The organism is Alteromonas sp. KS69, from assembly GCF_003989595.1.
Classification (GTDB): domain Bacteria; phylum Pseudomonadota; class Gammaproteobacteria; order Enterobacterales; family Alteromonadaceae; genus Alteromonas; species Alteromonas naphthalenivorans.
Genome location: NZ_PYHU01000020.1, coordinates 1 through 16937 on the forward strand (window position 1 = coordinate 1; position 16937 = coordinate 16937).

Here is a 16937-nt window from a genome sequence, read left to right on the forward strand (position 1 = left end):
ATTCGTGGGGATCCCTCAGACACTGACCCCATTAATTTATTTATTCGCGTTTCGCCGCTTCAGAAAACCAATGCTTGTGACGCTTTTCATCGGCCCAATGCCCTTCAATTGCGACTCGCTCTGCTGCAGAAAAGCCATCATGATCTAAGGCTTTTTCATAAGCTTTGGTGGTAACTTCTTCGTTCACTACCATCGCTTTTAAGATAGCTTTGTCATTAATAAGCCCAGCTATCACCACTTTGCCTTTGGTTAGCACTTTCTTAAAGTCAGCCTCGGTAACTTTATCTTCACCTCTTTGAACCAACATGGTGTTAAGAGCGTCGATATGAGCTTTATGATCGTCTCTGAACGTGGCGATAGTGTCTTTAAGACTTGCATCTTCAATACGTTCAAGAGAGGCCTCATAAGCCGCTAGGGCGTCAAAATCCAAATGACATAATTCTGATAAGACTGTTGATGTTGATGACATGAAATTCTCCTTGTTCTGCCTGTTGAGATAATTTGTACCGAAGTAGTCGCCAAAGAGATTAATATTTTTTAACTTGTCTAGAGGAGATTTTTGTATGGATCAAGGTTGGTCGACTTCATTTGCTTTTCACTATTTCGTACCCATATACAGCGCAACGGAATATTAGAAAGTTATCATTACCGCCCTTATGCATCGTTTTATGCCTGAACGTCACAATGACGCTCATTCACCTTCTCAGAAAAACTACGCGTCTTCAGTTTATGCGTGGGTCTTTTCTATTGTGGTGTCGGTGCTTGTGTTCAGCGCGCCATTTTCAGCCTATTGTGCAAACGATACCGCATCTTTTAATGAGCAAACCCCGCAGGTATCCTTTTCCGACTTCGGGCTTTCTGTTGCTACACGCTTTGGGTTTGCCCAGCACACTCAACCGCAAGATGCCGATTTAGATAATTCAGATGAACATCTACTTCTCTTTGGATATCAAAATCATTTAGCTTTCGTCGATTTCTCGAATGCTATCTTTAGCACTCCTTTTGAATATATTGCCCTTTATTGGAAGGGCATATCGAATCGCGGCCCACCTTCTTCCCTGTAATACCTTACTGATATCACGCGCTGCAGTTGCAGTGCTTCTCAACTTTTAAAGGTTTATTGCAGGATTTTTATGACACGATTTTCATTTCGTGGCCTAGTGTATGCGCTGGTTATTTTACTAGGCCTACTTAGCGCCGCGCCCAATATATTGCCCGATTCACTTAAGCAGCATGTACCGCAGTGGTACAGCCAACACACGCTTTCGCTTGGTTTAGATTTACAAGGGGGCTCTCACTTATTGCTGGAAGCTGATACTGACGCGTTGTTTGCTCGGCAATTAGATACCTACTCTTCTGCGCTTTTTAGTGACTTGAGAGAGCAAAACATTCGCTATGTTAAACATACTTCCAAAAACGCGTTAGCAGTACAATTTACGCTTTCGAACCCCGATGACCTTTACAACGTTAAACAGCGGGCAAATGAAGTGTCGCTGCAATCAGATGGCAGTAGCGCGTTGCTTCTGACACAGCAGGGCACTGCTCCAAAAGGTATCAGCCAAAAAGGGAATGTGATTAACCTTTCTCTAGCCCTTACTGAGGAATACCAAGAAGCAGTAGTAAAAGATGCGATTAATCGTAGCCTTGAAGTGGTTCGCAAGCGACTTGACGAGACTGGCCTCACAGAGCCAAGTGTAACCCGCCAAGGTAGCGATGCTATTTTAGTGCAAATGCCCGGTATTTCAGACCCAGCAAGTGTAAAAGCCTTACTAGGTACTACAGCGCAAATGCGTTTTCACTGGCAAACGCAGGTGAAAAATAGCGAGAGCTTTACTCGGGCTGACATTAGCGGCAGGCAGTACTTACTTGAAAAGCATGTCGCGCTAGAAGGTGAGCATATTACCGACGCAGCAGCAGTGTTTAGCCCTGAAACCAGCCAACCCGTGGTGACGTTTCGTTTAGATAACGATGGCGCTCGACAATTCGCTACCATGACAAAAAACAATATTGGTCGCGTGTTAGCGGTAGTGCTAGATGACACGGTCGTCACGGCGCCGGTTATCAATAGCGTTATTTCTGGGGGCAGAGGCGAGATTACCGGTAGCTTTACCATGAGCGAAGCGCAAGACGTGGCACTGATGCTCCGTACTGGCGCATTACCTGTACCGCTGCATATTATTGAAGAGCGCACAGTAGGGCCGGATTTAGGTAGCGATGCTATTGAAACCGGCGTAAAAAGTGGCATTGCGGGGGCGCTGGGTGTTTTAGTCTTTATGGTGGGTATTTACGGTCGCTGGGGCGCAATTGCGAGTGTTGCGCTTACGGTGAATATGGCGCTGGTATTTGGTGTGCTTACGTTGTTTGGCGCCACACTTACTCTGCCTGGTATTGCTGGGCTGATACTCACTATGGGCATGGCGGTAGATGCAAATATCCTTATTAACGAACGTATTCGTGAGGAAACGAAAAAAGGCAGGCCAGCAGGTAGTGCCCTGAAAATTGGTTTTGATAAGGCGTTTGGTACTATTGTTGATTCAAACTTCACAACCCTTATTGCCGTTAGCTTATTGTTTGTTTTTGGTAGTGGACCAGTGAAAGGTTTTGCCGTCACTATTGCAATAGGCTTGATAACTTCACTGTTTACTTCGGTGGCGCTTACTAAGTTGCTTATGCAGCGAGCAACAAGAAAGCATCAAAGAGAGCCAATCAATTTATCTTCGCCATTGTTAACCATGGCGGATAAATTAGGGCCGTTTAACTTTCTAAAATCTAAAAAGATAGCTTTGAGTGTTTCACTGATATTAACCCTGTGTTCCATGGCGTTCTTCTTTAAACCTGGCTTGCAATACGGGGTAGACTTCACCGGCGGTACCATGATGGAAATTTCTGCGCCTCAACTTTCTACTGAACAATTGCGCACAGTGCTAAAACAACACCATTTTGAAGACATTGCTATTCAAGAATATGGCGCCGAAAATCAGTACTTATTGCGTGCGCCCGTATCAGAACAATCGAACACTGTACCTATTGCAGAAGCTAATGCCGGATCCAGTACCGTAGCCACGCAAGGTAGTAATATCGAAGCGCTAAAACAGGTGATACAAGACGCCGACAGTACCGTGATATTCAACAAGGTTGATGTTGTAGGCCCGAAAGTAAGTGATGGCTTTGCCGACTTGTCTATTCTAGCTTTGCTTATTGCTGGTGGTGGAATGTTGGCCTATTTGTGGTTTCAGTTTGAAGCGCATTTTGCTACCGCCGCCTTACTTACCGTGCTACTTGATTTAACCAAAACTATTGGCTTTATTGCCTTAACCGGTATTGAATTTAATCTTACCGCAGTGGCCGCGCTACTGGCCTTAATAGGATACTCAATTAACGATAAAGTGGTAGTGTTAGACCGCGTAAGAGAGTTGCTGCGCATTAGTCCAGAGCGTTCCCTGGCCGATATTATCAACGAAGCGGTAAATAGCACGCTAAGCAGAACGGTATTTACTTCGTTAACCACACTGCTTGCTTTGCTACCGATGGCGCTAGTAGGGGGAGATGCAGTTAACAGTTTTGCCGTACCCATGGTATTTGCAGTGGTTATTGGCACCTCATCGACCTTGTTTATTACTTCATCGTTACTTCACATGCTGGGTAAACGTAGAGAGCAAAAAGGGAAGGCTCAACTTCGTCCTACTTCTGAGGAGGTGAAAGCGTCGCTGGCACATATACCTTAACCGCTCAAATCGAAATTGGTGGAGCGGTGAAATACCGCTTTGCTCATTTCATCTGTATACTGTTATTACTAAGTTAAAGGGAGATAACGTGTGTTTGCTGTAGACCAAATTATTCTACTCAGTGCTTTGTTAGCTATATTTGGCGTGTTGGTCAGCAAACTGTCCCCCCGTTTTGGCGTGCCGGTATTGGTCCTCTTTTTAGGTGTGGGCATGCTGGCCGGTGAAGATGGTATCGGTCGCATTTCTTTTGATAATGCCGATGCTGCCCATTCCATTGGTACCTTTGCACTTATACTTATCCTGTTCGATGGCGGCCTTCAAACTTCAAAGAAGTCTATAAAACGGGCGTGGAAACCCGCCGCATTGCTGGCATCATTTGGTGTGGTAGGTACAGCCGCCATAACAGGCGTAGCAGCTATGTATATTTTAGATTTGCCACTCTATCTAGGTCTGCTTCTTGGCGCGATCGTAGGGTCTACTGACGCCGCAGCTGTCTTCTCTGTAATGCGCAATGCGGGCATTACTATCCCCTCTAGGATAAAAGCGACGTTAGAGCTTGAGAGCGCATCAAACGATCCTATGGCTATTTTCCTCACAATCGGATTAATTACCCTAATTCAAGACAGCAGTACTAAGGCGTCTGATTTAGCGTTGTTGTTTATTAGTCAAATGGGCGTGGGAGCCATTACAGGTGCTTTGGTAGGTGGCCTAGCGGTTGCACTGTTTAGGCGCGTAACGCTTATGGCGATTGGTTTGTATCCAGTGTTTGTTATGTTATTCGGGGTCTTGGCCTTTGGTTTAGCCTCGAATTTAAATGGTAGCGGATTTTTGGCGACTTTTATTACCGGCGTAATTGTGGGTAATAGCCGATTTTCCTATCAACGAAATACCTTTGTATTCATTGATGGCTTGGCTTGGTTAAGCCAAATAGCGATGTTCGTTATTTTGGGCTTGTTGGTTACCCCTTCTGAGCTTCTACATACTTGGAAAGAAGGCTTGTTGATTGCGGTAGTACTTATTTTTGTGGCCCGGCCGCTGGTGGCAATGCCTTTGTTATTGCTCAGTCGGTTTTCATTTAAAGCTTCAGTGCTTATTTCTTGGGTAGGACTTCGTGGGTCTGTGCCTATTATTCTGGCAATTTTTCCACTCATTTTTGAATTACCCAGCGCCGAGCTTATTTTTAACGTGGTGTTCTTCATTGTGATGATTTCAGCCTTACTGCAAGGGGCAAGTTTACCCTTTGCTGCGCGCAAATTGGGGTTGGTGCTAGAAAACCCCAGAGGCGAATCGAATACGCTAGAAATTGTTAAAGTGGCTAAAGACAAACGGGAGCTAATTGAAATAGTGCTTCACGCTAGGTCAATTTCCACCGGGAAATGTATTTCAGAGTTGGGGTTACCCGAAGACACCGTTGTGGCGTTAGTCGCCCGTGGTGAAAGTACGCTTATCCCCAAAGGAAGCACAGTATTACGAGCAGAAGATCAGGTTTTTGTGATCACAAAACTGCTTGATAAGAACACGGTTGAAACATGCTTTTATGGTGATACCTAAAAGCTCACATGTGGTTGTCGCTATATGAGGCATCTTCATGTAGAATGCGCCGCGGAGTTGGCCAGGCAATCGCCGCTTTCGTAAGAAAGGGGAGGAAAGTCCGGGCTCCAAAGGGCAGGGTGCCAGATAACGTCTGGGCGGCGCGAGCCGACGACAAGTGCAGCAGAGAGAAGACCGCCTAAGCCAGCAATGGCCGGTAAGGCTGAAAGGGTGCGGTAAGAGCGCACCGCACACCTGGTAACAGGTTGTGGCAAGGTAAACTCCACCCGGAGCAAGACCAAATAGGATCCCTTAACGTGTGGCCCGCATGGGGATCGGGTAGGTTGCTTGAATCAGTGAGTAATTGCTGATCTAGAGGAATGGTTGCCCACGACAGAACCCGGCTTATCGGCCAACTCCACCTTTAGTGCAAGAGATTGGAAGAAGAAAATTAGAGGAACTTCTACTATGGAACCTATCGTAACTAAGATTATTGCTGTCGCAAAGGATGAGGGAGCATACTTGGCTGAGTGGATTTTTTATCATCTCTACAAAGGTTTTGATGAAATAGAAGTTCTAATTAATCGCACTACAGATCCTAGTAGAACTATAATTGATAGGATTAATAAAACCTATCCGCAAGTTTCTTTTACTAATGTTGATTTTGTTGATTGGGTTCCTGGAGCAGTACATCAAAAATTTCAACAAATCGCTTATGCTAGCGCGTTAGAAACGACTATAAACTCTTCTGAAAATCAAACCACCCATGTAATGTTTTTAGATATCGATGAGTATTGGGTTCATGAAGATTTTTCGGTTTCAATTTCTTCTTATTTAAACCAAGTTGGTTCGGAGAAAGCCATTTCATTTTGTTGGTTGAATGAGCATCCTAGCGACAAGCCTTTTACTTACCTTGATAAAACGCTTAAAGGGAATAGATCTCAACTGGTTAAATCTATTTTTCCTTTGTCTCGTGGAATGAAAAAAGTACAACTGCATCAACCTATTTTAAAAACTGGCAGATTCGTTAACGCTGATGGTTCTCGATGGGAAGCTTCCGATAGCTCTTCAGAACAGTCTATACATTCGATTTATAAACCTGCTTTCATATGCCATAGGCTTTATCGGTCACCTATGGAATATACATCTACCTTAATGAAAGGAAATATTCGAGGCGGGGAGATTCCTTTTAAAACAAATCGTCACGGGTTACCAAACGGAACATTAATTCCTCAAGTATCATTAGAAATGGACCATATGAACTGGGTTGAATATGAAAATGAGAGAGACGATTTTATTCGAAAATTAGATTTGCAGTCACTTATAGATGATTCTAGAGAATTTGTAAAAGAGCGTTATGATGCCTCTGTGGATACTTTAAGGAAGTTATTGCCAGTCCATCACAAACAATTAATTAAGTTATTTTCAAATGTAGAATGTGAAGAAGTAGAGGCTACCTTTAGTGCATATCATGATGAATTGATACGTTCTTTCGAAGAGCAAGTAGAGAAAGTCAGAGATTTAGCTCTCCTTGTAGAACAGTATAGTACGGTGGAGGCTCTCAGAATAATGGAGATAGCGTTGAGTTTAAGGCCTGATGGACCAAAGATTAAAGCTAAAGTTATGGCATACAGAGAAAAATTAGATATATAAAATTTAGAGAGTATTATAAATATAGCATGTATTTTCAGAACCCGGCTTATCGGCCAACTCCACCTTTCTTTTGAGTAAGTGAAGCGTCTGCTTCACTTGCCATTCCCATCAGCTAAGCTGCAACTTGGCTTCAGTGCTTTTTTCAGTCCAGTAGTCTACTTTTTCTAATAGGTCTTGAACATCGAAGGGTTTACTCAAATAGTCGTTCATGCCAGCGTTAAAACAGTCTTCTTTATCACCTTTCATGGCGTTCGCTGTAAGTGCAATGATGGGGGCATTAACATATCGCTCGCCGGCTTCACCGCGTCGAATACGGCGAGTTGCTTCAAAACCATCCATGTCGGGCATTTGGCAGTCCATCAATATTAAATCAAAAGTCACTTTCATTTTCTTTAGGGCTTCTAATGCTTCTATACCCGATTTCGCACTCAAGGTTTTGTGGGCACTTAAGTGCTGCTTCACAATGACCTGATTGATGTCGTTATCTTCAACGATGAGAATTTTACGTTTTTGAGTTACCGTATTGTGGTTATGGGTTTTACTTCCTTGGAGTGTAACTAAGCTGTCATCACCTTCTTTTAGCATGATATTGAAAGTGAATGTACTTCCTTCACCTTTCTCACTTTCTAAATGAATTTCACCATCCATAAGCTCACACAACTGTTTACTGATAGAAAGCCCAAGGCCCGTGCCGCCAAATTTGCGGGTTGTAGATAGGTCTTCTTGGGTAAATACATCAAAAATTCCTGCTTGTTTGTCTTTCGCGATGCCTATCCCTGAATCTTTTACTGCGCAGGTTAAGCGAAGCTTGTCGTCGTTGGTATGTTCTAAGGTGGTAGTTACGTCAATTTCACCTTTCTCAGTGAATTTAACCGCGTTACCAATCAAGTTAGACAAAATCTGCCGGAAACGAACAGAGTCTCCAATGACTACGTGAAAGCCTTGTAGGTTAAAATGAAAATGCAGACGTAGTCCTTTTTCTTGACATAAAATGGCGTATTGCGACTGCAAGCTTTCAAGGGTTTCTAGCAAATCGAAGGGTTGATCATCAATTTGAAGTTGCCCGGCCTCAATCTTAGAAAAATCAAGAATGTCATTAACAATGTGCAGTAGACCTTGAATGCTGAACGTAGCAAGCGAGAGGTAATGTTTTTGCTCATCGTTTAATGGTGAATTCGTGAGCAACTGAAGTACGCCAGAAATACCGTGAATAGGCGTACGTATTTCATGGCTCATACTGGCAAGGAAGCCAGATTTCATATGCGCTGACTCTTCCGCCTTTTGCTTCGCGTCTTGTAAATAGCGCTCTGCTTGGCGTTGCTGCGTAACATCCTGTTGAAAGCCAATGTAGTGTGTGACTTCGCCGTCAGACTTTACTGGCGTGAGGATGAGTTTGTTATAAAAAGAGGCACCGTCTTTACGGTAATTAAGAATGGTGGTTTCAATTGGCTCGCGCTTAGCGATAGCGCTGCGTATTAGTGCGGTGGTATTGCTATCAGTACCTTCACCTTGCATAAACCTGCAATTTCTACCAATAATATCTTCTTTATTGTAACCAGTAAGGCGATTGAACGCATTGTTAACATAGATAATTGGTTGACCCGTACGCTTTATATCCGCAATAACAATAGAGACCGTGGCTTCATCCATGGCGTGATTAAGAATTTGCACATGACTTTCTAGCGAACGCTGAGTGCTATAGTCGACCCCTACGAATATAGCGCCTCTGATGTTATGGTTAGCATCTTCAAGCGGCGTATTGGTCCATTTAATATGCTTTTCCAATCCGTCTTCTACCGAGAAATGTTTTAACTCTCCAGAAGGTTTATTAATGAGCTTATTGAGTATGTACTTAACCGTACCTTCACGCTCTCCGTATTGATCTTCACAAAAAGCATCGAACCGTTTGTTGCTTAACATCACGCGATGGTTTTCATCTACCACTAAGAGCATATCTCCCATCGAATCAATAACATTAGAAAACTGTTCGTTCGATAAAGACATTTCCGCAAGGTCAGAAATTAAGGTATCAAATGCACTGCGAATATTGGCTAATTCTCTAGCCTCTTCTACAATCACTGACTCTTGTGAGTCGGTATCTTTAATACGGTTAACTATATCTTTATAAAGGGCTGATAAGGTGTTCTCTGCAAGTAGTGCAGTGGTTCGAATCATGTGAAAATTAACTAAGATAATACCTACAATAATGGCCAGCATGAGTAGCGCCAACCAATACAAGCCTTTCAGAGCATTGCCGATAGGTTTAATGCTATACAGGGTTAAGTTTTGATAGCGCGAGTCTTGCAACACATAGCCCATGGTGTCGACATCACTAAACGATGTACCGGGAATAATAAATTCCGGCTCACTACTGAAAAGTACTACGCCATTTTGTTCAGTAACAATCTGGTTAGTTAGCCTTGGGTAGGGGGCTAGCAAGTCTTGAAGGCTCTCTACATACATAACCAGCGCACCTTCTGCTGCACCACCTAAAAGTACTGGGACAGAAAAAAGCACGCCATTGTGAGAGATTGAAGAAAATGAAAGAGACGCGCCTAGTGTTTTTTGTTGCCACGCAGTATCCAGTTTTTCAGAAATAGAATGACTCCAGTTTTTCTGAATAACCATTTCGCCGGAAAAGTCGTACAACGCAAACTCCACATTACGGGTTTGGGTTAACTTTAACGACCTAAAGAACATGGGAAGATAATTATCACGCTGCTCTAAATCTACCAGAGAATTAATAATGATATCGTTAGATGCAAGGTCAGCTAACTGCCGAGTGGTATCATTAACGATGAAAGAAAGGTCTTGCTCTAAGCCTTCAATAGACTGTTGTTGTACCGTTTCGATCTGCTGCTTGGCAAAAAAGAAGGCAAACGCAAAAAGCATTAACGCAACAACTAAAATCAACCCGAACAAACGGGGTAGCATGCTGGTTAATAAGCGCTTTCTAAGCGGTGGTGGCTGAAATTGCATTACTGATTTTCCAGAACGACCAAGTTACCTTTTTTATCAAATGAAGCCATAAAATAGTCCTTAGCCATTAATGCGTCATGCTGTGTGGGTGTAAATGCTGGGTCATAAGTTTTGATTACACCTTCAAAACTCCCCAAGTCTTCTAGTGAATTTCGTAGCGCATCTACATCATGACTGCCTGCTTTTGCCACGGCTTTAGCTAGCATGTTAACTAAATCATAAGCGTGCGCAATGCCTGTTACAGCTGGGATAGATTTAGGGTCTACGAGCCCATACTTACTATGATAAGCTTCTAACAATTGTTGGGCTTTTGTATGTTTTTGATGATCAAAGTGGAAGGTTTGTAATACTGACAAATTAAGTAAGTCGGGCTCAACGTTCAAACGCTCTATAAAATTGCCCGAAGCAATGCCCCAATGGGAAATTACAGGTAAAGCTGTGAGGTTTTGTGCTGCTAATTCGTTTACGACTACTGCCCCTTCAGGTGCGTTGGCAACCAAAATGATGGCTTCTGCTTTGTCTGATTTGATAGCAGATATATCTTCTTCAAATTTTTTCTGCTGCCAGTTAATCCAGCGAGTAGTCGTAATGGTTATCCCCATTTCGGCAGCGGCTAAGGTGAGCGATGCCTCGTTAGAACGACCCCACCCAGTACGCTCTAAAACCAGCGCCACACGTTTAATACCGCGAGAAACAGCATGCTGAATAAGTACTTTTCCCGCCTCTGCATCACGAACTGATACGCGAAATACATTGTTAGGAGCATATTGGTTGTCAACCACTTGTGTACCTGCCGCCCAAGGCACGAGATATAGCAAGTTAAGTTGGTGAATAGACTCAAGCTCGGCTAACGCAACAGGCGTATGCACACCTCCTATTACCGCAATTAAGTCGCCATTGGTGGCGAGCTGTTCAATGTTATGAATGCCCCGAGCAGGGTTGCCTCTATGATCTTTTAAAATGATATTAAGGGGGCGGCCTAGCAATCCCCCCTTTTTATTAATTTCATCTACAGCAAGTTCAACGCCTCGTTTAATGGCTACACCACCGTCCACAGCGACAGCCGAAAAGTCTGCATCTATACCAATATAAAGTGGTGTCGACGCCTCACTGCCGTTAGAGTGAAAACTTAATGCCATTAACGTTAAGAACCAAAATGTGAAACGTAAGCGCATAAAATCTTGAAGTTGATGGTAAGGCTAGTAATTGTATAGCATTAATTGGTTAGTTTTACCTTCCAAACATTATTCTTTCGTCTATCTTTGTTTAATTATTAGCCATGAATAAACCGCACTTTTAGCAAGGTTTTATCACGTGAAGAACAGCGTTAAGTTATTTATAGTACGGCAATTAATGAGCAGATTGACGATCTTGTACAGGAGTGAATTGGTAGTAGCGTTTAAACTCTCGAGAGAATTGAGATAAGCTGTTATAACCCACCGCTTCGGCAGCGTCTCCCACTCGATAACCTAATGCGATTAACTCTCTGGCTTTCGATAGTCTAAATTTCTTTATATATTGAACGGGTGAATCCATTACTACATCCCGAAATGCGCGGTGGAAACCAGAAACACTCATGTTCGCACTAGCGGCAAGTGAGTCTACGTTTAACACAGAGGAATACTCATCATGAATGGTCCGCAAAGCTTGGGCGATTCTCGCATAATGCCCATTGTCGGTAAGGCCGCAAAGAACATGACCGGCAGGGCCATTAAGGATGTAATATACAATTTCTCGCACAAAACCTGCACCCAATGCTTTGGCACTATTACTGTGAGTTAATGCTTGAAGTAGTCTGCGTGTTGCATCGGTTATGTTTGCATCTAATGACTGCTGACTTACTGTAAAAATAGGAGCGGGGCTATTTTTGGCCTTGTCGTCACGCCATTGTGAAAGCTCTACAAGCAACGACGCGGGAATATCAATGACTAAACCTAATATGCAATCGTCATCATCTAAGGTGGCTGCACATTGAGCAGGCAAGGGCACACCGAAAACAATGTAATCGCCTTTTTTGTATTCGATTTCACGATTATCAACATACAAACGTTTAGTGCCTTGTAGCATGATAATAATGCCAGACTGATAAAGTAATGGCTGCTTAGGGCAGCCATAAGGATCGCGAAAAACTCGTACGCCATCTATATCCGTCTTGCTCACGCCACTAAGCGCTGATTTACCTTTTGCGTGTAAAAACTGTTTCAGAATTTGACTTAAAAAAGCCAAATTATGAGTAGAGCCTGGGTTGTTTGTAGAAATAGGCAAATTTTTTCCAGAAATAGACGGTTTGTTTACACTAAATGGCACTATTATGCATTAACACAGGCATGTAATGACAGAGGAAAGACCATGAAATTTTCATTCAGCAACCCAACTCGGATCCAATTTGGCCAAGGACAAATTGGCTCAATCAACACCCTAATCCCAAAGGACAGCCACGTTTTAGTGTTATTTGGTGGCGGTTCCATCAAAAAAAATGGTGTTTATGAGCAAGTAGAGAACGCGCTAGAAGGCTACAACTGGGAATCTTTTGGTGGCGTTGAGCCAAACCCAACCATTGAAACACTAGACAAAGCGGTTGCACTGATTAAAGAAACAGGCGTTGACTATATTCTTGCAGTAGGCGGGGGAAGTGTTATTGATGGCGCAAAATATGTGGCGGCAAGCGCCGTATATGAGGGTGAGGGCTGGGATATTCTAACGGGCAAGCATACCGTTGATAACGCGCTACCTATTGGGGCCATTCTAACCTTGCCAGCAACAGGTTCTGAATCGAACGGTGGTTCGGTGATAAGTAAGAAAGCAACCAAGCAGAAGCTGGCGTTTATGTCTCCGTTAGTTTATCCGCAATTTGCTGTATTAGACCCTGATGTAATAAAAAGCCTTCCGCATCGACAAGTAGTTAACGGTTTAGTGGATGCCTTCGTTCACGTTTGCGAGCAGTACTTAACCTTTCCACAAAATGCGCCGGTTCAAGACGGCTACGCTGAAACCTTGCTGAAAACCTTAATTCAACTTGGCGGAAAAATTGATAACAAAGATGATGCATGGCGCGCTAACCTTATGTGGTCAGCAAACCAAGCACTAAATGGCCTTATCGGTTCAGGTGTTGCGCAAGATTGGGCTACCCATATGATTGGCCACGAACTCACGGCACTGTATGGCGTAGATCATGCTCGTTCATTAGCGATTGTCCAGCCGTCACTACTACGGGTTCAACTTGACACTAAGTCAGCAAAGCTATCACAGATGGGTCAAAACGTATTTGGTCTAGAAGAGAGCGATGATATTGCGCTTCGAACTATCGACGCTATCGAAGCCTTCTACCAGAGTCTTGAAGTCGCTACCCAGCTTACTGAGCATGAAGGCGACAAGCAAAGTGCCGTTAATGCTGTGGTAGAAAAGCTGAAAGGAAACAAAATGCTTTCACTCGGTGAAACGGGAGCCATTACCCCAGAAGTGAGTGAGCAAATTCTCAACTTGGCAGTGGCTGAGTAATCCCTACCTAAAAGCGGGCTATCACTTTGTATTCAGCCCGTGCGTTGATGTTAAAATGATACAAACTGGCACGATTCTACTATTAACAAAGTAGATGAAGTGTCGGTTTGTTTTTTAATTATACAACAGAAGTATGATTTTCAATTCCGTTTGCGCTTTCTGAGTTCATTTATTAGGTTTAAAGAAGGCAAGGCGTGTTTTACGCCAGCGTAGATGGGAGTTAGCTTGCAGAGAAATTATCCCCCTTCCATTATTGATTTGGAAGCCAGTGGGTTTGGTGCCCGTAGTTATCCTATTGAAATAGGTATAGTGCGCTATGATGGTGCAAAATGGTGCAAGCTTATTCGTCCTTTTGATAGTTGGGTTCATTGGGATCAAGAAGCAGAGTCTTTGCATGGCATCACCAGAGCCATGTTGAACACTTACGGAGTTTGTCCGGTCAAAGTGTGTCACGAGCTTAATGCCTTTTTAAGTAATACCATTGTGTATACTGACGGATGGGTGGTAGATAACCCTTGGCTCATTAAGCTTTTTGCAGCAGCCTCGGTTCAAATGTCTTTTTCATGTCGTGCATTAGAGTATGTTTTAAGCGAACCTCAAATGGCGCTTTGGCACGACGTTAAATCAAGTATTGAATCGCAAAGCGACGCTCGACGTCATCGAGCAAGTACTGATGCAAAAGTTATTCAAAGTACGTATGTTGAAACCCGTAATCAGGTAGAAGCGGCAAAACACAAAAATTAGAACCCGCTTTAAGGGGGCGTTCATGTATTAGAAAAAGTATTGAACACCTAACGTAAGCGCATTATTTTCTTTATCTCCTACTTCTCGATGTTCAAATTCCAACGCCATATTTAAACCACTCTCGTCACCAACTAACCAACCCAGTCGAGTAAAAGTGCCTAAGTCTTCAGGTATATAGCGCCATTCAGGATAGTACTGCAAAGGTGAGTGGCTCGTATTAAACGAGGCATATATTTGTTGTTCGAAAAGTAGCGTTAACGCACGGTGAGCGCGAATTGATAGTTGGCTATTTTTGCTAGCATTAAAATGACTATCGTAGCCAGGTATGGATTCAAGGCGTGTTTCATTAAAGCGGCTTTTAATCTTCCACTTTGCTATTTTTTCACTTTTGAACACGATAGGGCCGTAGTAGCCATTCCAATCAGAAGCATCCCAATCAGAAACATCCCAATCAGCGGCCTCGCTGTAAGCGGCACTCAATGAGGCAAGCAATATTAAACAAACCACGCAAGTTGGGTAAGTTTTCATGGATAAATTCCTGGTCGAGTGAGACAGCGTAAACTTGTTCTTATGACTACCGATTATTATAAATGTAAGTGGTAGCGTCATAACCACAAGGGTGTTTTGTTCGCGCTATATGCCGATCTCTAACTTAAAAATATGACACAAAACGGTAACAAAAAATAAGTGCTGAATAGTAAGTGTAGTCTTTTATCTAAAAGGTTAAAAATAAACTTGTTAGATATTTCTATTGTGAACTAACTTTTAAAGGGTAGTAGTAAGACTTACTTCAATTTAGTAGGCAAAGCAGTACTTTCAAATAGGGAACTTGGCCGGAGGTGAGTGATGCAAACGGAATGGGAATTTGAACGAAAGTTTTTAGTAAGTTATGTGCCAGAAGGTTTGTTAGATACACGAAAGCCTGTTGCAATAAGACAAGGTTACTTAGCTACCGAGCCGGATAAGCATATTAGAATTAGGGATGAAGGTGGTAATTACACCATGGCCGTTAAACAAGGTATCGGCCTTAAACGCAGAGACACGCGAATTACGTTGGATTCTGAGCAATTCGCTGATTTATGGCCTTTAACCCAAAATATGCGGGTGGAAAAACAGCGATATCGTATCGACTTTTTTGGAGCTCAACTGGTGATAGATATTTTTACCGGTAACTTAGCACCTTTAAAAATGATGGAAGTTGAATTTGACAGCGAAATGAGTAGTCGACAATTTTTGCCGCCAGATTTTGCGGAAACGGAAGTGACCCATAAGAAAGAATTTCAAAATGTTGCGTTAGCGCGATTTGGCTTGCCTGATATGGTCATAGCGAGTGGGAGTACGAAAAGTGTCTCCATTCATGCAGGTTCCATATAGATAGCCAAAATATAACCACGCTATCGCCAAGCTATAGCAAGATAATAGCCTGAAATTAAAAAGGGTCACTTCATCATGAAGTGACCCTTTTTCTGTTTTAAGCTTTCAACAGCCTTGAGCAAACTATACCGCTGAGCAAACTATACTGATGAACGTAATGCTTCCGCTTTATCAGTCGCTTCCCATGGGAAGGCTTCTCGGCCGAAGTGACCATAAGCAGCAGTAGGTAGGTAAATAGCACGTTCTAAATCAAGCATTTTGATTAAGCCATAAGGGCGTAAATCGAAATGTTCACGTACCAATGCCACTAAGGTTTTTTCGTCAACCACACCAGTACCGAAGGTATCAATGCTGATAGATGTTGGCTCGGCAACACCAATGGCGTAAGACACTTGAATTTCACAGCGCTTAGCAAGTCCAGCAGCAACAATGTTTTTAGCAACATAACGGCCTGCGTATGCGGCGCTTCTGTCTACCTTCGAAGGATCTTTACCCGAGAAAGCACCACCACCGTGACGGGCCATACCACCGTAGGTATCTACAATGATTTTACGACCAGTTAGACCACAATCACCAACAGGTCCGCCAATAACAAAGCGGCCAGTAGGGTTAATGTGGAATTGGGTATTGCTATCAAGCCATTCACTAGGTAGCACAGGCTTAATAATTTCTTCCATTACTGCTTCGCGTACTTGCGCAGTAGAAACAGAATCACAATGCTGGGTAGAAAGTACTACGGCATCAATGCCTACAGGCTTGTCGTTTTCATATTTAAACGTAATTTGGCTTTTCGCATCTGGGCGTAAGAAGTCTAACTTGCCAGATTTTCTTACTTCAGCTTGTTTTTGTACCAAGCGGTGAGAATAAGTAATAGGCGCTGGCATTAATACATCAGTTTCGTCACTGGCGTAACCGAACATAAGGCCTTGGTCGCCCGCACCTTGTTCTTCTAAACTTTCGCGGTCAACACCTTGGTTGATATCTGGCGACTGTTTGCCAATGGCGTTTAATACTGCACAAGAATCAGCATCGAAACCCATATCAGAGTGTACATAGCCTATGTCTCTTACCGTTTTACGTGTGATTTCTTCAATATCAACCCACGCAGAGGTAGTGACTTCACCACCAACTAATACCATTCCGGTTTTAACGTAAGTTTCGCAAGCCACGCGGGCACGAGGATCTTGTTCTAGAATAGCATCTAGAACCGCATCTGAAATTTGATCGGCGATTTTGTCCGGGTGTCCTTCAGACACAGACTCGGAGGTGAATAAATGCGTGGCCATACATGCTCCATAAGCGTTTATTGTTCAAAATAGGTGAGTATTGTACTAAAACAAGGTATAAATACCAGTCTTTACTTCTAGACGTCTAAAAGTCCTTTCGTTACGATTTGTTGACAGTCGCGGATCACTTTTATAGATAATTGAGTAA

The 16937-nt window shown here is 43.1% G+C and carries 13 protein-coding genes and 1 other RNA gene; 8 read left to right on the forward strand and 6 right to left on the reverse strand.

The features are described from left to right. Window positions 1-40: 40 nt before the first annotated feature. Complete coding sequence (locus tag C7Y69_RS13225) at window positions 41-469, reverse strand: ferritin-like domain-containing protein (protein ID WP_013785335.1); 429 nt, start codon at window positions 467-469, stop codon at window positions 41-43. A 199-nt stretch (window positions 470-668) separates the two neighbouring features. On the opposite strand from C7Y69_RS13225, the gene C7Y69_RS13230 reads away from it, so the two are divergent. The 5 genes from C7Y69_RS13230 to C7Y69_RS13250 all read left to right on the forward strand — a co-directional run bounded on the left by C7Y69_RS13230 (window position 669) and on the right by C7Y69_RS13250 (window position 6908). After that, a complete protein-coding gene (locus C7Y69_RS13230; protein WP_126873034.1) occupies window positions 669-1064 on the forward strand; it encodes a hypothetical protein in 396 nt (131 codons plus the stop codon). Window positions 1065-1133: 69 nt separating this feature from the next. Further along, window positions 1134-3725 (forward strand): protein translocase subunit SecD, encoded by a 2592-nt coding sequence (gene secD, locus C7Y69_RS13235; protein ID WP_126873035.1) that lies wholly within the window; start codon window positions 1134-1136, stop codon window positions 3723-3725. Window positions 3726-3815: 90 nt separating this feature from the next. After that, entirely contained in the window at window positions 3816-5276 is a 1461-nt protein-coding gene (locus tag C7Y69_RS13240; protein ID WP_126873036.1) for a potassium/proton antiporter, read from the forward strand. A gap of 53 nt (window positions 5277-5329) precedes the next feature. Next, window positions 5330-5679, forward strand: an RNA gene (gene rnpB, locus C7Y69_RS13245) — RNase P RNA component class A. Between the two features lie 44 nt (window positions 5680-5723). Beyond that, complete coding sequence (locus tag C7Y69_RS13250; protein WP_126873037.1) at window positions 5724-6908, forward strand: glycosyltransferase family 2 protein; 1185 nt, start codon at window positions 5724-5726, stop codon at window positions 6906-6908. A 108-nt stretch (window positions 6909-7016) separates the two neighbouring features. On the opposite strand, the gene C7Y69_RS13255 is transcribed toward C7Y69_RS13250, so the two are convergent. From C7Y69_RS13255 to C7Y69_RS13265, 3 genes are all read right to left on the reverse strand, one after another. After that, on the reverse strand, window positions 7017-9887 hold the full coding sequence (locus C7Y69_RS13255; protein WP_126873038.1) for an ATP-binding protein: 2871 nt from the start codon (window positions 9885-9887) through the stop codon (window positions 7017-7019). Further along, window positions 9887-11026 (reverse strand): ABC transporter substrate-binding protein, encoded by a 1140-nt coding sequence (locus C7Y69_RS13260; RefSeq protein ID WP_244361030.1) that lies wholly within the window; start codon window positions 11024-11026, stop codon window positions 9887-9889. The genes C7Y69_RS13255 and C7Y69_RS13260 overlap by 1 nt, the downstream gene beginning before the upstream one ends. A 211-nt stretch (window positions 11027-11237) precedes the next feature. Beyond that, window positions 11238-12152, reverse strand: coding sequence for an AraC family transcriptional regulator (locus C7Y69_RS13265; protein ID WP_126873040.1), 915 nt, complete (start codon window positions 12150-12152; stop codon window positions 11238-11240). Between the two features lie 84 nt (window positions 12153-12236). Between C7Y69_RS13265 and C7Y69_RS13270 the strand changes: the two genes are divergently transcribed. Both C7Y69_RS13270 and C7Y69_RS13275 read left to right on the forward strand, forming a co-directional pair. Continuing rightward, window positions 12237-13385: an iron-containing alcohol dehydrogenase gene (locus C7Y69_RS13270; protein ID WP_126873041.1), complete on the forward strand. Its 1149-nt coding sequence runs from the start codon at window positions 12237-12239 to the stop codon at window positions 13383-13385. 213 nt (window positions 13386-13598) lie between these two features. Further along, window positions 13599-14129 (forward strand): exonuclease domain-containing protein, encoded by a 531-nt coding sequence (locus C7Y69_RS13275; RefSeq protein WP_185864176.1) that lies wholly within the window; start codon window positions 13599-13601, stop codon window positions 14127-14129. A gap of 27 nt (window positions 14130-14156) precedes the next feature. On the opposite strand, the gene C7Y69_RS13280 is transcribed toward C7Y69_RS13275, so the two are convergent. Then, window positions 14157-14657 (reverse strand): hypothetical protein, encoded by a 501-nt coding sequence (locus C7Y69_RS13280; RefSeq protein WP_126873043.1) that lies wholly within the window; start codon window positions 14655-14657, stop codon window positions 14157-14159. A 318-nt stretch (window positions 14658-14975) separates the two neighbouring features. Here C7Y69_RS13280 and C7Y69_RS13285 point away from each other — a divergent pair, with 318 nt between their 5' ends. After that, window positions 14976-15503, forward strand: a complete 528-nt coding sequence (locus C7Y69_RS13285) for an adenylate cyclase (protein ID WP_126873044.1) — start codon at window positions 14976-14978, stop codon at window positions 15501-15503. 140 nt (window positions 15504-15643) lie between these two features. Here C7Y69_RS13285 and metK read toward each other — a convergent pair whose 3' ends face one another. Further along, window positions 15644-16789, reverse strand: coding sequence for a methionine adenosyltransferase (gene metK / locus C7Y69_RS13290; RefSeq protein ID WP_126873045.1), 1146 nt, complete (start codon window positions 16787-16789; stop codon window positions 15644-15646). Window positions 16790-16937 lie beyond the last annotated feature (148 nt).

What these genes read in the sequence shown, in the direction of transcription:
- C7Y69_RS13280 (WP_126873043.1), bottom strand. Translation starts at nt 14,657, where the DNA reads ATGAAAACTTACCCAACTTGCGTGGTTTGTTTAATATTGCTTGCCTCA.
- C7Y69_RS13260 (WP_244361030.1), bottom strand. Translation starts at nt 11,026, where the DNA reads ATGGCATTAAGTTTTCACTCTAACGGCAGTGAGGCGTCGACACCACTT.
- C7Y69_RS13255 (WP_126873038.1), bottom strand. Translation starts at nt 9,887, where the DNA reads ATGCAATTTCAGCCACCACCGCTTAGAAAGCGCTTATTAACCAGCATG.
- C7Y69_RS13250 (WP_126873037.1), top strand. Translation starts at nt 5,724, where the DNA reads ATGGAACCTATCGTAACTAAGATTATTGCTGTCGCAAAGGATGAGGGA.
- secD (WP_126873035.1), top strand. Translation starts at nt 1,134, where the DNA reads ATGACACGATTTTCATTTCGTGGCCTAGTGTATGCGCTGGTTATTTTA.
- metK (WP_126873045.1), bottom strand. Translation starts at nt 16,789, where the DNA reads ATGGCCACGCATTTATTCACCTCCGAGTCTGTGTCTGAAGGACACCCG.
- C7Y69_RS13270 (WP_126873041.1), top strand. Translation starts at nt 12,237, where the DNA reads ATGAAATTTTCATTCAGCAACCCAACTCGGATCCAATTTGGCCAAGGA.
- C7Y69_RS13275 (WP_185864176.1), top strand. Translation starts at nt 13,599, where the DNA reads ATGGGAGTTAGCTTGCAGAGAAATTATCCCCCTTCCATTATTGATTTG.
- C7Y69_RS13225 (WP_013785335.1), bottom strand. Translation starts at nt 469, where the DNA reads ATGTCATCAACATCAACAGTCTTATCAGAATTATGTCATTTGGATTTT.
- C7Y69_RS13285 (WP_126873044.1), top strand. Translation starts at nt 14,976, where the DNA reads ATGCAAACGGAATGGGAATTTGAACGAAAGTTTTTAGTAAGTTATGTG.
- C7Y69_RS13230 (WP_126873034.1), top strand. Translation starts at nt 669, where the DNA reads ATGCCTGAACGTCACAATGACGCTCATTCACCTTCTCAGAAAAACTAC.